At 68.7% G+C, this 15,733-nt stretch carries 14 protein-coding genes; 8 read left to right on the forward strand and 6 right to left on the reverse strand.

Annotated features, from left to right (window positions below):
* Positions 1-77: 77 nt before the first annotated feature.
* The 3 genes from solA to WFL22_RS08685 all read right to left on the reverse strand — a co-directional run bounded on the left by solA (position 78) and on the right by WFL22_RS08685 (position 3,204).
* Positions 78-1,244, reverse strand: a complete 1,167-nt coding sequence (solA, locus tag WFL22_RS08675) for an N-methyl-L-tryptophan oxidase (protein WP_336992326.1) — start codon at positions 1,242-1,244, stop codon at positions 78-80.
* Between the two features lie 68 nt (positions 1,245-1,312).
* On the reverse strand, positions 1,313-2,461 hold the full coding sequence (locus tag WFL22_RS08680) for a tyramine oxidase subunit B (RefSeq protein WP_336992328.1): 1,149 nt from the start codon (positions 2,459-2,461) through the stop codon (positions 1,313-1,315).
* A 203-nt stretch (positions 2,462-2,664) separates the two neighbouring features.
* Positions 2,665-3,204, reverse strand: a complete 540-nt coding sequence (locus tag WFL22_RS08685) for a TetR/AcrR family transcriptional regulator (protein WP_336652269.1) — start codon at positions 3,202-3,204, stop codon at positions 2,665-2,667.
* A 98-nt stretch (positions 3,205-3,302) separates the two neighbouring features.
* Here WFL22_RS08685 and WFL22_RS08690 point away from each other — a divergent pair, with 98 nt between their 5' ends.
* The 3 genes from WFL22_RS08690 to WFL22_RS08700 are packed head-to-tail and all read left to right on the forward strand — an operon-like array spanning position 3,303 to position 6,063.
* Positions 3,303-4,859, forward strand: a complete 1,557-nt coding sequence (locus WFL22_RS08690; RefSeq protein ID WP_336992330.1) for a DNA-3-methyladenine glycosylase 2 family protein — start codon at positions 3,303-3,305, stop codon at positions 4,857-4,859.
* Positions 4,856-5,395: a methylated-DNA--[protein]-cysteine S-methyltransferase gene (locus WFL22_RS08695; protein WP_336992332.1), complete on the forward strand. Its 540-nt coding sequence runs from the start codon at positions 4,856-4,858 to the stop codon at positions 5,393-5,395. Before WFL22_RS08690 ends, WFL22_RS08695 begins: the two co-directional genes overlap by 4 nt.
* Positions 5,396-5,415: 20 nt before the next feature.
* Positions 5,416-6,063 (forward strand): Maf family protein, encoded by a 648-nt coding sequence (locus tag WFL22_RS08700; protein WP_336992334.1) that lies wholly within the window; start codon positions 5,416-5,418, stop codon positions 6,061-6,063.
* Between the two features lie 30 nt (positions 6,064-6,093).
* Here WFL22_RS08700 and WFL22_RS08705 read toward each other — a convergent pair whose 3' ends face one another.
* Positions 6,094-7,785, reverse strand: coding sequence for a PucR family transcriptional regulator (locus WFL22_RS08705; protein ID WP_336992336.1), 1,692 nt, complete (start codon positions 7,783-7,785; stop codon positions 6,094-6,096).
* 171 nt (positions 7,786-7,956) lie between these two features.
* Here WFL22_RS08705 and WFL22_RS08710 point away from each other — a divergent pair, with 171 nt between their 5' ends.
* The 3 genes from WFL22_RS08710 to WFL22_RS08720 all read left to right on the forward strand — a co-directional run bounded on the left by WFL22_RS08710 (position 7,957) and on the right by WFL22_RS08720 (position 12,428).
* On the forward strand, positions 7,957-9,441 hold the full coding sequence (locus WFL22_RS08710) for a CoA-acylating methylmalonate-semialdehyde dehydrogenase (RefSeq protein ID WP_336652264.1): 1,485 nt from the start codon (positions 7,957-7,959) through the stop codon (positions 9,439-9,441).
* A 126-nt stretch (positions 9,442-9,567) separates the two neighbouring features.
* A complete protein-coding gene (locus tag WFL22_RS08715; RefSeq protein ID WP_336992339.1) occupies positions 9,568-10,959 on the forward strand; it encodes an aspartate aminotransferase family protein in 1,392 nt (463 codons plus the stop codon).
* A 92-nt stretch (positions 10,960-11,051) separates the two neighbouring features.
* Positions 11,052-12,428 carry an NAD-dependent succinate-semialdehyde dehydrogenase gene (locus tag WFL22_RS08720; protein WP_336992340.1) on the forward strand — a complete coding sequence of 459 codons (1,377 nt, stop codon included), beginning with the start codon at positions 11,052-11,054 and terminating at the stop codon, positions 12,426-12,428.
* An 88-nt stretch (positions 12,429-12,516) separates the two neighbouring features.
* Here WFL22_RS08720 and WFL22_RS08725 read toward each other — a convergent pair whose 3' ends face one another.
* On the reverse strand, positions 12,517-12,969 hold the full coding sequence (locus WFL22_RS08725) for a VOC family protein (protein ID WP_336652261.1): 453 nt from the start codon (positions 12,967-12,969) through the stop codon (positions 12,517-12,519).
* Between the two features lie 170 nt (positions 12,970-13,139).
* Between WFL22_RS08725 and WFL22_RS08730 the strand changes: the two genes are divergently transcribed.
* Both WFL22_RS08730 and WFL22_RS08735 read left to right on the forward strand, forming a co-directional pair.
* Entirely contained in the window at positions 13,140-13,601 is a 462-nt protein-coding gene (locus WFL22_RS08730; protein ID WP_336992341.1) for a MarR family winged helix-turn-helix transcriptional regulator, read from the forward strand.
* A gap of 141 nt (positions 13,602-13,742) precedes the next feature.
* Positions 13,743-14,999 carry an MFS transporter gene (locus WFL22_RS08735; RefSeq protein ID WP_336992400.1) on the forward strand — a complete coding sequence of 419 codons (1,257 nt, stop codon included), beginning with the start codon at positions 13,743-13,745 and terminating at the stop codon, positions 14,997-14,999.
* Between the two features lie 5 nt (positions 15,000-15,004).
* On the opposite strand, the gene WFL22_RS08740 is transcribed toward WFL22_RS08735, so the two are convergent.
* Complete coding sequence (locus WFL22_RS08740) at positions 15,005-15,694, reverse strand: CE1759 family FMN reductase (RefSeq protein WP_336992342.1); 690 nt, start codon at positions 15,692-15,694, stop codon at positions 15,005-15,007.
* Positions 15,695-15,733 lie beyond the last annotated feature (39 nt).

Below are 15,733 nucleotides of genomic sequence, written 5' to 3' on the forward strand. Positions count from 1 at the left end.
CCCCTCTCGTCACTGACGCCAATAACTCTATATGAAATAGAACTATTGGCGCCAGTGGAGCGGTGACCGGGCGTGAGTTAGTGCCCGCCGCCGGTGTAGGGGCCGAGCTCGGCGAGGCGCTGCATGTGCTCGGCGAGCGCGAAGCGCGGATCCACCGTGTTGTCCTCGCCCTGCACCAACTGCGCGGCCCACTCACCGAGCTGCGGCGAGAACTTGAAACCATGCCCCGAGAGCCCCGTGATGGTGACGACACGATCCGTGCGGTCGACCACGGGCAGGCGGTCGGGCGTATAAGCGCAGTGATGCACGCTCTCGCGCACCGGCTCAGGGTTGACGCCGTCGAAGAGCTCGGCGGCGCGCTGCCCGATGCGGATCAGCTCCTCCCGGGTGTGATGCGTCGGCACCTCGGAGACGTCGCGGAACACCGGCCACTCGGGGTTGGTGCACGCCTTGAAGGCGTAGCCGTCGAAGCTCGGTGCGCCGAAAAAGTGCACAGCGCCCGCGTCGCGCAGGAAGGCCGGGAACTTCGCGGGCACGAACGCCTCGGGATCGTTCGGCATGAACCAGGTTAGCCCCAGCACCTGCAGGCGCAGCAGTTCGTGCAGCTGCGGGCGCAGGCGCGTCGACCACGACCCCGATGCGATCACCACGGTGTCGGCGAGCCAGGCACCCTGCGTGGTGCGCACGACGACGCCGTCGGCGCGCTCCTCAATATCGATCACGGGTGTGTTGAAGAAGAGCCGTGCGCCGTTCTGCTCGGCGAGATCAAGCGCGCTCATCACGGCCACCTCGGGGCGCAGCCCGCCGCCGTGCTCGTCGAGTAGGGCGATATCGTCGTCGTTCACGAGGTGCTGCGGGTATTCGGTGCGCAGCTCCTCGTTCGAGAGCACCCGGTGGGGAATGTCGAACTCGCGCACATTGGCCATGGCGACCTCGAGATCGGGGAAGCCGGCGGGTGCGATCGACAGGCAGCCCACCTCGTAATAGATGTCGCGGCCGGACTCGGCCTCGAGTTCGCGCCACAGTTCGCGCGAGCGCTGGATCATCTTCACATAGGTGCCGCCCTCGTGCACCGCAGTGCGAAACACGCGCGTCTCGCCGGCGTATGAGCCGTGCGAGTGCACCCGGCCGTACTGCTCGATACCCACGACGTCGAGGCCGTCGCGCTTGCTCAGCTGCCAGAGCGCCATCGCGCCGACGGCACCGGCGCCGACGACGACCACATCGGTCTTTTGCAGATCCATTCGATCCTCTTTCATTGTGCCGCCCCGACAGGCGAGGCGTGATGCTGTGCTGGGGTGGGCTCGGTGGGTCAGGCCAGGGCTGGCTTGTCCCAGAGCTTCAGCTTCGTGCCGATGCCGCGCTCGACGGCGTTGCGGTAGACGCGCGTCGCCCAGGCGACGTCTTCGACGGGCATGCCGCCCACTGAGTAGATGAAGACCTCGTCGTCACTCGTGCGGCCCGGGGTGTCGCCCTCGATGATCTCGCCGAGGTCTTCGAACTGCTCGGGGGTCATGCGGCCGTCGCGCACGCGATCGACGAGGGCCATGCCCCAGATGCCAACGGTGTCGTGGGCATTGCCCGGAAGCTCGGCACCCCAGGCTTCGTAGATGCTGCGGGCGTCGGCGACATGGCGGGCGCGCTGCACGAGGCTCTCTTCGAGGGCGAGGTGGGCCGAGCAGAGCACGAGTGCGCCGGGCTTCACCCATTCGTTGGCGACGTAGGGATAGTGCTCGACGCCGGAGGGGCTGGGGATCGCGATGCTCACGATATCGGCGCCCTCAACTGCGCCCTGTAGTGAGTCGACCTGCACGATGGTGGTGATACCGGGGAAGTTCTCGCGCACCCAGGCGATGTAGGCGTCGATGCTGCCCTGGCTGCGACCGAACACCTGCACGGTGTCGATGCCGGGGCGCACAGCGACGAGCGCTTCGAGCGAGGTGCGGTTCATGGGGCCGGGGCCGGCGATGCCGACGACTTTCGCGTCTTCGCGAGCGAGGTAGCGGGCTCCGACGCCGGGGATGGCGCCGGTGCGGTAGGCACTCAGCAGGTTCGCCGACATGTGGGCGAGGGGTGCTCCGGTGTCTTTGTCGTTGAGCGTGAACATGAGGATCGAGCGGGGCAGGCCGATCTTGCGATTATCCACGTTGGAGCCGTACCACTTGCAGCCAGCGGTCTGGAAGCTGCCTCCGAGGTAGGCGGGCATCGCCATGAAGCGGCGGTCGGGCCCGTCGAGCGGCATGCCCTCGAAGGGCGATTCCTGGGGGAAGTAGATCTGCGCGCCGTGCAGGTCGTTTTCGACGCCTGCCATGCGGTAGTCGCCTCGCTTGAATTCGACGAGCATTTCGCTCATGGTGTCGACGCAGGCGGCCATGTCGGTGACGCCGGCGGCGATCATGTCGGGTTCGCTCAGGTAGAGGAACTCGATGGTGGTGTCGGGTGCGTTCTGGGTGTCAGGCACGACGGTGTGTCCCTTCGGTCGGTAGCGTCAGCATAGAACTATCCAATTGGATAGTCAAGCGTCGACTTCGGCCGATTCGGGATGTGCCTGGCGGTGCTGAATGGCGCGTTCGAGCACCGATCGACGCTCAGGCAACGGCCTGCGCGCAACCGAGGTGCTCACACGTCGATCGGTGCCGGTGCAGCGGTGCGGTTGAGCGGGGCTTAGGCCGTGATGTTCGCTTCGATGAGGGCGCGGATCCGCCGCACTGCAGGCGCAGGATCTTCAGGGGCGACAAGCTGTTTGAACACGATGCCGTCGAGCGCGAACCAGATCAGCTCGGTGAGCTCCGGATCGTCGACCCCGATGCGGTGCAGCTGCCGAGAGATCGCCTCGCGATACGCCTGGAAATGCCGCTCAGCGAGTGGACGCAATTCGGGCCGTCGCCGCGATTCCAGCAGCAGTTCGTACTGGAACGATTGGATGCCGGCCTCGCGATCCGCAAGAGATTCGATACCGTCGGCGAACTCCTGCGCGGTGAGCCCGCTACTCAGCATGTTCGAACCGCGCAGGCTCTCATCGATGGCATACTCCATGGCCTCGGCGATGAGCTGATCCCGCGTGCCGAAATGGTGCCGCACCAGCCCGTGCGACACTCCGGCCTCGGCGGCGACAGCCCGATAGGTCAGCGCGCGCAGCCCGCCCTCGGCAACGACCACGACCGTGGCACGCAACAGCGCCGAGCGCCCGGAGACATCTTTCATGCTCACGAGCGTAGCGAACGGCCGCGCCGCGCAGCCGAATCCACTGCAATGTCCGATTTCCGCGTGCGCGCGACCTTCGGGGGCGGAACAATGGATCCGTGCCCACCGAAACCGCAGCCCCCGCACTCGACTTCGACGCCTGCTACCGCGCCGCGTCGGGTCGCGATGCGCGCTGGGACGGGCGCGTCTACCTCTGCGTCACCAGCACCGGCATCTACTGCCGCCCTTCGTGCCCGGCACGCAAGCCCCGCCAGGAAAACTGCCGCTTCCTGCCGAGCGCGGCAGCGTGTGTCGCCGCGGGATTTCGCGCCTGCAAGCGCTGCCGCCCCGACGCACTGCCAGGCACCCGCGACTGGGATGCCCGTAGCGATCTCGTTGCGCGCGCCGTGCGTCGCATCCGCGACGGCGCTGTCGATGCCGTCGGCGTCGCCGGGCTCGCCGCCGAACTCGCGGTGAGCGAGCGCCATCTGCGCCGCATGCTGCTGCAAGAGATCGGGGCGAGCCCGCTGCAGCTCGCCCGCACGCGGCGGGCGCACGCGGCACGATCACTGATCGAGCAGACCACGCTGCCGCTCGCAGACATCGCCTTCGCGGCGGGATTTGGCAGCGTGCGGCAGTTCGGCGATTCGATGCGTGAGGAGTTCGGGATCGCGCCCTCCCGGCTGCCCAGGCCGGGTATTGATGGCGCCGACGCTGTGGGCGCCCCGGCTGGCGCAGCCTCAGACGAACGCCCCCGGCTCGCGCTGCGGTTGCGCACCCGCGCTCCGTTCGCGGCAGCAGCGACCCGCGCATTTCTCGTCGCGCACGCGGTGCCCGGCCGCGACCGCAGCGATGCCGACGGAGCCACCGCGCACGCGATCGATGTGCCGGGCGGCACCGCAGTGGTGCACATCGACTGGGCGGGAGTACCGCCGGACCACGGCACCGCCGGCACGATGACCTGGATCCCGGTGCTCCTCTCGCTGCCCGGTCTGAGCGACACCATGCCCGCGATCCAGGCCGTGCGGCGTCTGCTCGACCTCGACGCCGATCCCGCGCAGATCGCCGACGCCCTCGGCGGCGACCCCAGATTGCGTTCGTTGCTCATCGCCAGGCCGGGGCTGCGGCTGCCCGGGGCACGCGACGGGGCCGAATTCGCGCTCGGCACAGTGCTCGGCCAGCAGATCTCGCTTGCCGCTGCGCGCACCGTGCAGGGGCGGCTTGCGGCGGCATTCCCCGGGAGGGTGGCGCCGGGTGGCGAGGCGCCTGGCTTCCATCCGCGCCCCAGCCCTGAACGCGTCGCCGCAACAGATGCCGAAGAGCTGCGGGCACGACTTGGCCTCACCCGCGCCCGCGCCGAAACACTGCGCTCGCTCGCCGCAGCCCTCGCGGCAGGCCTCGATATCGGCCCCGGCGCCGACCGCGAGCGCGCCAGGCGCGAACTGCTGGAGATCCGCGGTATCGGCCCGTGGAGTGTCGAGCTGATCGCGATGCGCGCGCTCGGCGACCCCGACGCCTTCCCCGCGGGCGATCTGATTCTGCGCCGCGCGCTCGACGTGCGCGGCGACCGTGAGGCCGCGCGCCTCGCCGAACCCTGGCGCCCGTTCCGCGGCTACGCCACACAGCACCTCTGGGCCGACTTTCTCGAGTCGGTCGCGCGAAAGGAACCGAGATGAGCGCCGCACCCCTGGCCAGCACCGTTGTCGAGATCGTAGGCCACCCCTTCTACGCGATCTGGAGCCCCGAAGACGGCGCCCTGCGCGCCGCCGGCTTCGCCACCGACGACGACCCTGAGGCGGCGAGTCTCATGCAGCGACTCGCGAAGCTCGACCCTGGTGTTGCGCAGCGCGGCATCGTGCCGGCCACGGATGATGACTTCGGCATCGCCGCAGCTTTGCGCGCCTACGCCGCCGGTGATCTCAGTGCGATCGACGCCCTGCCGGTTGCCCAGCCGGAGACGCCGTTCAGGGGTGAGGTGTGGCGGGCGTTGCGCGCGGTGCCGGCGGGCCGCGCCGTGACCTACACGGAGCTGGCGGGGCTTGCCGGCCGACCTTCGGCGGTGCGAGCGGCGGCGTCGGGCTGCGCGAACAACCTCGTCGCGCTCGTGGTGCCCTGTCACCGTATCGTGCGCACCGACGGTGGCCTGGGCGGGTATTTGTTCGGCACCCCCGTGAAGGAGGCCCTGCTGCGCCACGAAGGCGCGATGCCGTAACCAGTGCGTAGGCTTGCCCTATGCGCTTGTACCTTGCTTCGACGTCTCCGGCCCGGCTCTCGGTTCTGCGGGGGGCGGGCATCGAGCCGATCTGCTTCTCGCCCGAGGTCGATGAGGATGCGGCGATCGCGGCTCGTGAGGCCGAGCTGGGTCGTGGGCTCAGCGCCCCCGAGTTCACCGAGTATCTGGGCCGTCTCAAGGCCGAAGACGTGGTGCGCCGCCACGGGCACGAGATCGATGGTCTGGTGCTCGGCGGCGACTCGATGTTTCTGCTCGACGGCGAGATCCTGGGCAAGCCGCACGAGCCGGAGGTGGCCCTTGCCCGGGCGAAGCACCATCGTGGGCGCGCCGGGGTGCTGCACTCGGGTCACTGGCTGATCGATCACACAGGCGGTGCAGTGCGCGGCGCTGCTGGGTCGGTCGATACGGCCAAGGTGGAGCTGTCGGCCGACCTCACCGACGCCGAACTGGAGGCCTACGTCGCCACGGGCGAACCGCTCGAATTGGCTGGTGGCTTCGCGATCGATGGCCTCGCCGGCGCGTTCATCGAGCGCATCGAGGGGGCACCGAGCTGCGTGATCGGTCTGTCGTTGCCGGCGCTGCGCCGTCTGGTGATCGAGCTGGGGCATGCGTATCCTGCGCTGTGGTCGTCACCCGCGGTGCAGTAACCTGCGCCGGGGTGGCGGATCCGCCGCGCATTACCGCCGCGCGAGCAGCGCGACCGTGAGCGTCGCGATCACCGTGCCGTTGCTGAGATCAGCCCCGAGCAGCTCCTCGATCAGTGCGAGACGCTGATAGAACACCGACCGCGACAACCGTGCCCGCTGCGCCGCGAGCGAGCGATTCGTGGGGTGTTCCAGGTAGGCGCGCAGCACGCGCAGCAGATCGCCGCTGTGACCGGCGCCGCTGGTGGCGTCGTGTTCGATGATTGGCGCGAGCGTTTCGTCGGCGAACTCCTGCATCTCGGGCAGTGAGGCGAGGCCACGTACGAGGTAGGCAAGGGGCTGTCGTTCGGCCTGCTGCACGGTGACGCGGCCTGCGGTGCCCGCGGGTTCGAGCTCGCCGGCTGCACGCACCTGTTCGAGCGATGAGATCAGCCCCCGCACGCGGCGGCCGGCCGCCCCCAGACCGAGGTGGGCTCGCCAGGTGGCGGGCACTGTGGAGGGCAGTAGGGCGTCGAGTTCGCGGGCGAGGCGTGATGCGAGCGGGGGTGCGGATCCCTCTGCGCTGTGCAGCCGCGCGTCGTCGGGGGCGAAAGAGAGCAGGGCGATGAGCGCGGCGCCGCGGCGCCTGGGCGTGGCGGTGTCGTGGTCGTCGCTCGCGTCGTCGTGCGCGAGGATTACCCGGCCGTGCTGGCCGACGGCTCGCCGCAGGGCCGTCGCGAGCATGGCGTGTTCGAGGGAGGCATCGCCTCCGAAGTCACCGACGCCGCGCAGGGTCGCTCCGATCAGCAGCCGCCCCGAAACGGGCAGGCCGGCGGCGGCGAGCTGCACGGCGAGTTCTTCGTCGCGGCGGTAACGGCCGCCGAGCAGCACATCGAAGAGGTGCTTCGACGACAGCTGCAACCACTGCCCGCCTTCCGGGTCGGCGAGTCGGCCCAGCGCCAGTGCGAAGGCGCCGAGTTCGAGCACGGTGCGCCGCCCCGCCGGATGCTCCGGGCCGGGCAGTGCAATGAGCCGGCCCCAGCGCCGGCCTTGCGCCTCGACGGGCACCCGCTCCCAGCCGTCGAGCGGTGCGAACTCCGTGCCGTCGGCGTCGGCCCACGGCGCCAGCGGGTGCGGGTGCGCTGCGGCTGGTGATCCGCCCCCCGCATGGGCACCCGCGCCCCGCCCTGCCCAGGCGACCACGCGACGAGCTGAGTCTTCGAGCACCACTGTGGTGCCGAGGGTGTCTGCGAGCCGTTCGATCACGTAGTCGACGGGGCTGCGGTTGAGGCCCAGCTCGGTGAGCATGGCGTGCACCTCGGCCCGGGCGGCGAGGGCTTCGGTTTGCGTTGCGAGGATGCGCTGGTGCACCCGCTGCGTGATCTGCACGAAGCGCACCTCATGGTGCAGCGCGATCAGGGGGATGCCGTGCGCCTCGCAGGCGGTCAGCAGCGGAGCCGGTGGTTCGGTGAAGAAGCGCCCGAGTTCGAGCACCACGGCGGCGGGGCCCGTGCTGATCAGTGCAGTTGAGAGCCGGGCCAGTTCGTCGCCCTCGCGGGGCCAGCCTGCGCCGGTGGTGAGCACGAGTTCGCCGCCGTCGAGCAGGCCAACCGCGGCTGAGCCTGCGACGACGTGCGCCCAGCGGATCTCGCGATCGAGGCCCTGCGCGCCCGCGATGAGTTCGGGATCCCCTGCCTGCACCTCGGCCAGGGCGAGTGCGTCGGCGACGCTGATGAGATCTGACATCCGCTGTTCTCCTTGCCAGCTCCGCCCACCGCAAAGCATTCGAACAGATTGTATGGGAAGTGGCCGAAATGCGGATGAAGTGCGGGTAGCTATCGCAAACGCCCGCTGAAAGACTTGCTGCAACAGTGTTCGGGATTGCCGAACATATTGATCGATTCGAGAGGAACGCGGATGGCACTCATCCCTCACATCATCGGCGGCGAGAAGGTCGAAGCGGCAGAGCGCACGCAGGCCGTCTTCAATCCGGCCACCGGCGAGCAGCAGCACGAAGTCGCCATCGCCTCGGCAGCGACTGTCGAGCAGGCCATCGCCGCAGCCCAGGCAGCGCTGCCGATGTGGCGCAAGACCAGCCTCACCAAGCGCGCCGACGTGTTCTTCAACCTGCGCCAGCTGCTCAAGCAGCGCACCCCCGAACTCGCCGCCATCGTCACCAGCGAGCACGGCAAGGTGCTCTCCGATGCCGCCGGCGAAATCGCACGCGGCCTCGAGAACGTCGAGTTCGCCTCGGGTCTGCTGCACCTGCTGAAGGGCGAGCGCGACGAGCAGGTCTCGACGGGCGTCGACGTGCACTCGATCAAGCAGCCCGTGGGCGTCGTCGCGGCGATCACCCCCTTCAACTTCCCGGTCATGGTGCCGCTCTGGATGATCGCTTCGGCTATCGCCTGCGGCAACACCGTCGTGCTGAAGCCCTCCGAGCGCGACCCCTCCGCCTCCGTCTTCATCGCTGAGCTCTTCCGCGAGGCAGGTCTGCCCGACGGCGTGCTCAATGTTGTGCACGGTGACAAGGTCGCCGTCGACACGCTGCTCGACAGCCGCGATGTGAAGGCGATCTCCTTCGTGGGCTCGACCCCCATCGCACGCTACATCTACGAGCGCGCCGCGGCGAACGGCAAGCGCGTGCAGGCTCTCGGCGGTGCCAAGAACCACATGATCGTGATGCCCGACGCCGATCTCGACGGCGCCGCAGACGCCGCAGTCTCGGCAGCGTACGGCTCGGCCGGCGAGCGCTGCATGGCAGTCTCGGTCGTCGTGGCCGTCGGCGGTGTCGGCGACGAGCTCGTCTCCAAGATCGCCGAGCGCATGGAGAAGCTGCAGATCGGTGACGGCACCGACCCCGCATCGGAGATGGGCCCGCTCATCACCGCAGAGGCAAAGGCCCGCGTCGAGTCCTACGTCGCCGGTGCCGCAGCCGAGGGTGCGACCGTGGTCGTCGATGGCCGCGAAGCCGAGTTCGAGGGCAACGGCTTCTTCACCGGCGTCTCGCTCATCGACCACGTCAAGACCGACAGCAAGGTGTACCTCGAAGAGATCTTCGGCCCGGTGCTCGCGGTCGTGCGCGTCGACTCCTACGAGGAGGGCGTGCAGCTCATCAACGATCACCAGTTCGGCAACGGCACGGCGATCTTCACCCGCGACGGCGGCGTCGCCCGCCAGTTCGAGTTCGAGGTCGAGGCCGGCATGGTCGGCATCAACGTGCCGATTCCCGTTCCCGTTGGCTCGTTCTCCTTCGGTGGCTGGAAGGACTCGCTCTTCGGCGACGCCCACATCTACGGCCCCGAGTCGATTCACTTCTACACCCGTTCGAAGGTCGTCACCACGCGCTGGCCCAAGCCGGAGCAGTCGAAGGTCGATCTCGGGTTCCCCAGCAACAGCTGAGTGTTCGGGGCGAGGGCGGTGATCCGTCCTCGCCCCACCCATCTGGGGGAGCGGGGCTCCCAGCCCCCGGACCCCCAGACCCCCAGACCCCCATGCTTGCAATCATCACGTGAACGAAGGAATCAGATGACCGACTTCATCGACCTGAACGGTGCGGAGCAGAGCTTCGGCGACACCGACGCCCAGCGCGAGGTGCGCCAGAACGACCGCGACTACGTCTTCCACTCCTGGTCGGCTCAGGCCCAGATCAACCCGCTGCCCGTCGCCAAGGGCGAAGGCGTGCGCTTCTGGGATTACGACGGCACCGAGTACCTCGACTTCTCGGCCCAGCTCGTGAACCTCAACCTCGGTCACCAGCACCCCGGTCTCGTGAAGGCGATCCAGGATCAGGCCGGCCGCCTCGCCACGATCCAGCCCGCCATGGCGAACGACGTGCGCGGCGAGCTTGCCAAGCGCATCGTCGAGCACTCCTTCGAGGGCGCCCGCTCGGTGTTCTTCACCAACGGCGGCGCTGACGCCAACGAGTACGCCGTGCGCATGGCCCGCCACCACACCGGCCGCCAGAAGGTGCTCGCTCGCTACCGCTCGTACCACGGCTCGACCGCCACCGCGATCACCCTCACGGGCGAGCCCCGACGCTGGGCGAACGGCACCCCCGACGCCGGCGTGGTGCACTTCTTCGGCCCCTACCCCTACCGCTCGGAGTTTCACGCCGAGACCCCGGAGCAGGAGACCGAGCGCGCGCTGCAGCACCTTGAGCACACCATTCAGCTCGAAGGCCCCGGCACTATCGCGGCCATCATCCTTGAGAGCGTCACCGGCACGAACGGCATCCTGGTGCCCACCCCCGGTTACCTTAAGGGCGTGCGAGAGCTCTGCGACCGCTACGGCATCGTGATGATCTGCGACGAGGTCATGTCGGGCTTCGGGCGCACCGGTGAGTGGTTCGCGTTCCAGGCCTTCGACGTCACACCCGACCTCGTCACCTTCGCGAAGGGCGTCAACTCGGGCTACGTGCCCCTCGGGGGCGTGGTCATCTCGAAGCCGATTCACGACACCTTCGCGGATCGCCCCTTCCCCGGAGGCCTCACCTACAGCGGGCACCCCCTCGGAGCCGCAGCAGGCGTCGCCACCTTCGATATTTTCGAGCAGGAGCAGATCCTGGAGCGCGTGCGCGATCTCGGTGAGCGCGTCGTCGGACCCCGCCTGCGCGAACTCGCGGAGAAGCACCCGTCGATCGGTGAGGTGCGCGGCAAGGGCCTGTTCTGGGCGCTCGAACTGGTGCTCGACCGCGACACCCGCGAGCCGCTGGTGCCGTTCAACGCTGCCGGCGCAGATGCGGCACCGTTCAACGCTGTTGTCGCGGCCTGCAAGCAGGCCGGCCTGTGGCCGTTCGCCGCTGGCAATCGCCTGCAGATCGCCCCGCCGCTGATTATCAGCGAGGAAGATCTGGTGCGGGGTCTCGACATCATCGACGAGGCGCTGACAGTCGCCGACGGCTACTACACCGGCAAGTAGCCCCCCACGCACATTGCGCGCCCGAGCGGTGCAGCGGTCACCACGCCGCTGCACCGCTGAGGCGTATATTCGACCTACACAGAAGGAGCATCATGGCTAAGTACCGAGTGCAGAATCCCGCGACGGGCGAGATCGTCGAGACCTTCGACAGCGCCACCGACGCCGACATCGAGGCCGCTGTCGCAAACGCCGACGCCGTCTACCGCGAGTGGCGTGAGAAGAGCGTGCAGGAGCGTGCCGTCGTGGTGAAGCGCGCCGCTGAGATCTTCGAGGAGCGCAAGGACGAGCTCGCGAAGATCATCGCCACCGAGATGGGCAAGTCGTACGCCGAGTCGGTCGACGAGGTCGAATTCGCGCGCGACATCATCGAGTATTACGCGGTGCACGGGCCCAGCCTCATCACCGATTACGAGATCCCGAGCACCATTCCGGGCAAGGCCTACGTCGAGCACCGTCCGATCGGTGTGCTGCTCGGTGTCATGCCCTGGAACTTCCCCTACTACCAGGTGGCTCGTTTCGCGGCCCCGAACCTGCTGCTGGGCAATACGATTCTGCTCAAGCACGCCGACATCTGCGCGCGTTCGTCGCTCACGATGCAGGAGATCTTCGAGCAGGCAGGCGTGCCCGTCGGCGGCTACCAGAACGTGTTCGCTTCGCACGATCAGATCGCCTCGATGATCGCCGATCCGCGGGTGCAGGGTGTTTCGCTGACGGGCTCGGAGCGCGCGGGTGCGATCATCGGCGCGCAGGCCGGCCAGCACCTGAAGAAGTGCGTGCTTGAGCTCGGCGGCATCGATCCGATGGTGGTGCTCGACAGCGACGATGTTGCGGCGACCGCGGCTGAGGCCTGGAACTTCCGCGTCTACAACGGCGGCCAGGTCTGCAACTCGAACAAGCGCCTCATTGTGATGGACGACATCTACGACGAGTTCGTGGCCGAACTCGCGAAGCTCGCCGAGGGGCTCGTACCCGGTGACCAGCTGAACCTCGCTGAGGGCGAGTTCGCCCCGCTGTCGACTCGTGCCGCCGCTGAGACCGTCAATGCGCAGGTGCAGAAGGCCATCGCCGAGGGTGCCACGCTCGTGGCGGGCGGCGTGCTGTCGGAGGGCCCGGCTGCGTACTATTCGCCGGCCGTGCTCACGGGTGTTCCCCGCGATTCGGAGTCGTACCGCGAGGAGATCTTCGGCCCGGTCGCCACCGTGTATCGCGTGTCGAGCGATGAAGAGGCGCTCGAGCTTGCGAACGACTGCGATTTGGGGCTTGGCGGATCCGTGTTCTCGACCGATGAGGCCCGTGCCGCGCGGGTGGCCTCACAACTCGAGGTGGGCATGTCGCATGTGAACACGATCGCGGCCGAGGCCGCCGAGATTCCCTTCGGTGGCGTGAAGCGCTCGGGTTTCGGTCGCGAGATGGGCCCGCTCGGCATCGGCGAGTTCGCGAACAAGCGTCTCTTCTTCGTAGCGGCGTAAGCGGTCGCGAAGACGCGCCCGCTGGCGCGGTGCAGGGGGCGGGATCGATGATCCCGCCCCCTCTGCGTTTGCGGACGGCGGGTCGCGCTCAGTAGCCGGGAACGGGATCCGGGCCGGCGCCGTGCTGGTCGGTGTAGGCGCCCGGCCCCTCTGAGGCCGCCTGCGCTTCCATGTAGGAGAACTCGATGATGTTGCCGTCGGGGTCTTGCATGCTGCGCTGGTACATGAAGCCGTAGTCCTGCGGATCGCGATTCTCGGTGCCGCCTGCGGCGAGACCGGCTTCGACCGTGGAGTCGACGTGCGCGCGGGAGTCCCGGCTGAGCGCCACGATCACCTGCGCGCTTTCGCGTGGGTCGGCCAGGGGCTTGTCGGTGAACTGTGCGAAGTGTTCGCGGGTGAGCATCATGAAGAAGGTGCTTTCGTCCCACACGACGCAGGCCGCGTTCTCATCGGTGAACAGTGGATTGATGCTGCAGCCGAGCGCCGAGTAGAAGGCCTTGCTGCGGTCGAGGTCGGTGGTGGTGAGGTTGACGAAGATCATGGGAGGCTCCTCTGGCTCGTTCGTCGTCGGTGCTGCCAGCTTGCAGGGAGCGCGTGCGCGAGTCAAGGGTGCCTGGCTGATCGTGGGAGGGGCGGGACTCGGCAGCTCGACAGCCCCGCTGATGACCATTTGCATAGCTTAGCTATGCAAATGGGCGTATAGTAGCTGCCGTGGCCGAAGAAAACGAAGATAACGCATCAGGTCTCGATGCGCTTGCGCTTGAACTGACACGCACCAGCGGCCGCTTTGCGCGCATCGCGGGGCGCACGGCCGGGGTGGGCTACTCCCTGGTGGCCTGGCGCGTGCTCGCCGATCTTGAGCAGTCCGGCTCGGCGCGGGTCAGCGCACTCGCGCAGCAGCAGCGCGTGGCGCAACCCTCCATGACAGGGCTCGTGCAGCGGCTCGAGCATGAGGGCTGGGTCAACCGCAGCCCCGACCCAGGTGATGGCCGCGCCTCCCGCGTGGCCATCACCGAGCAGGGGAGGGCCGCACTCGACGAGTACCGGCGCATCGCCGCCGGCCGGGTGCGGCCCCACCTCGGCGAACTCTCCGACTTCGACCGCGCCACGCTCGCCCGAGCGGTCGAGCTGATGCAGCAGCTGAGCGAGCGGATCGGCGACCCTCGGGCCTGATCCGCACCCGCCACCATCACCACCCTTCCACCCCGAGGAGCCATCACGTCCACCGTCACCCATTCCGCCACCAGCACCGGGTCCGCCCCGGGCACCGGGGCCACCACGGTTCCCGCCCCGGCCCCCGTTCGCAAGGCCTCGATCTTGCGTCAGCCGACTGCCGTCTGGGCGATCGCCTTCGCCTGCGCCATTTCCTTCATGGGCATCGGCCTCGTCGACCCGATCCTGCCGGTCATCAGCCACGAGCTGGGTGCGAGCGCCAGCCAGACCATGCTGCTCTTCACGAGCTACCTTTTCATCACGGGCATCGCGATGTTCTTCACGAGCTGGGTTTCCGGGCGCATCGGGGTGCGCTGGACGCTCGTGACGGGCCTCGTGCTGATCGTGCTCTTCGCCGCGCTCGCCGGCGCCTCCAGCACCGTCGATGAGATCATCGGCTTCCGGGCCGGCTGGGGGCTCGGCAACGCCCTCTTCATCTCGACCGCGCTCGCCGCGATCGTCGGCGCTGCCTCGGGCGGATCGCGCCAGGCGATCGTGCTCTACGAGGCCGCCCTCGGCGTCGGTATGGCGATCGGCCCGCTCGTGGGCGGCGCCCTCGGATCCGTCTCCTGGCGGGGCCCCTTCTTCGGCACCGCCGTGCTCATGGCCGTCGCGCTGCTCGCGATCCTGGTGCTGCTGCGCACCCCGAAGCAGAGCGCCGAGCAGCGCGCCGCGGCCCGCGCCGCACGGCCCTCGCTCGTCGCCGGGTTCACGGCCCTCCGCGACCCCGCCCTGCTCGCACTCAGCGGCGTCGCGTTCTTCTACAACTTCGGCTTCTTCGTGCTACTCGCCTACAGCCCCTACCCGATGGAGGCCGCAGCGAAGGCCGCGGGCGCGGAGGGCTTCGGCGCCCACGAGCTGGGGCTGGTCTTCTTCGGCTGGGGCCTCGCGCTCGCGCTCACCTCGGTGCTCGTCGCCCCCGTGCTCACCCGCCGCTTCGGCTTGCGGCCGGTGCTGTTCACGATGCTCGGCGGCCTCACCGTCTGCCTCGCGCTCCTCGGCGTCTTCGTGCACTCACTGCCGGGGCTTGTGACCGTCGTGGTGGTGAGCGGTCTGCTGCTCGGCGTGATGAACACTGCGCTGACGGAGGCCGTAATGGAAGCGACCGAGCTGCCGCGCAACGTGGCCTCTTCCACGTACTCAGCCGTGCGCTTCGTGGGTGGTGCGATCGCGCCCGCCGTGGCCGGGCCGATCGCCGAGGCCCTCGGCGCTCCGGCACCCTACTGGCTCGGAGCCGCGTCGCTCGTGGTGTCGATCATCGTGCTCGCGAGCGTCGGTCACCTGCTGCACCGGGTGGGCGCACCGCACGAGACCGCGGAGGAAGAAGCCGCCGTGATCTCCACGGGCGACGCCGCGTAGGGGCGCTACCGGCCGCCGGTTGCGAGGCGCATGAGGTCGGTGCTGAGGTCGATGCCGAGCTCGGCGCCGCCGGCGCTGCCGTAGGAGTGCTGGTACCCGCCCCAGGCCTCGTCGCGCACCGTGGCGCGGAAGCCGCCCGAGACGAGGGCGAGCAGTTCGGCGGCGGCGCGGTCGATGCGCTTGCCGAGCTCGCCGCTGTTCCAATCCTCTGGCGCCGCGAACACCCCGGTGGGTGCCGTGATGGTGCGCAGATACGCGAACAGGCCGCGCAACTGGTCATCGACCACCAGGGCGTGGCGGGCGCTGCCCGCGGTGGCTGCGAGCGCGACGGGCGTGCCGATGAGCAGGTCATTGTCGAGCACCTGGAAAAACGAGGTGAACAGCCCGCTGGGCCCGGCTTTGTACACCGGGGTCGAGACCACGAGGGCGTCGGCGTCACGCAGCACGTCGCTGGCCTGCTGCAGTGCGGGGGAGACGTGCTGGGAGACGAGCGCCGTGGTGATGTCCTGAGCGAGGCCGCGGAGGTCGATGAAGCGCAGTTGCAGTGTGAAGCCGCGAGTCGGTGCGAGCGCGGCGACGCGGTCTGCGATGCGGCTCGCGAGCATCGAGGTGGTGGAGGGGTCGCTGGTGCCCGCGCTGATGATGGCGAGCGTGCGCGGTTCGGGGGCGGGGCTGGTGTCGAGGGAGTGCAGCATGGGGGCTCCTCGGGTGAGTGGGTGGGAAGGCGGTGGTGG

Source organism: Leucobacter sp. VD1 (assembly GCF_037150695.1).
GTDB lineage: Bacteria > Actinomycetota > Actinomycetes > Actinomycetales > Microbacteriaceae > Leucobacter.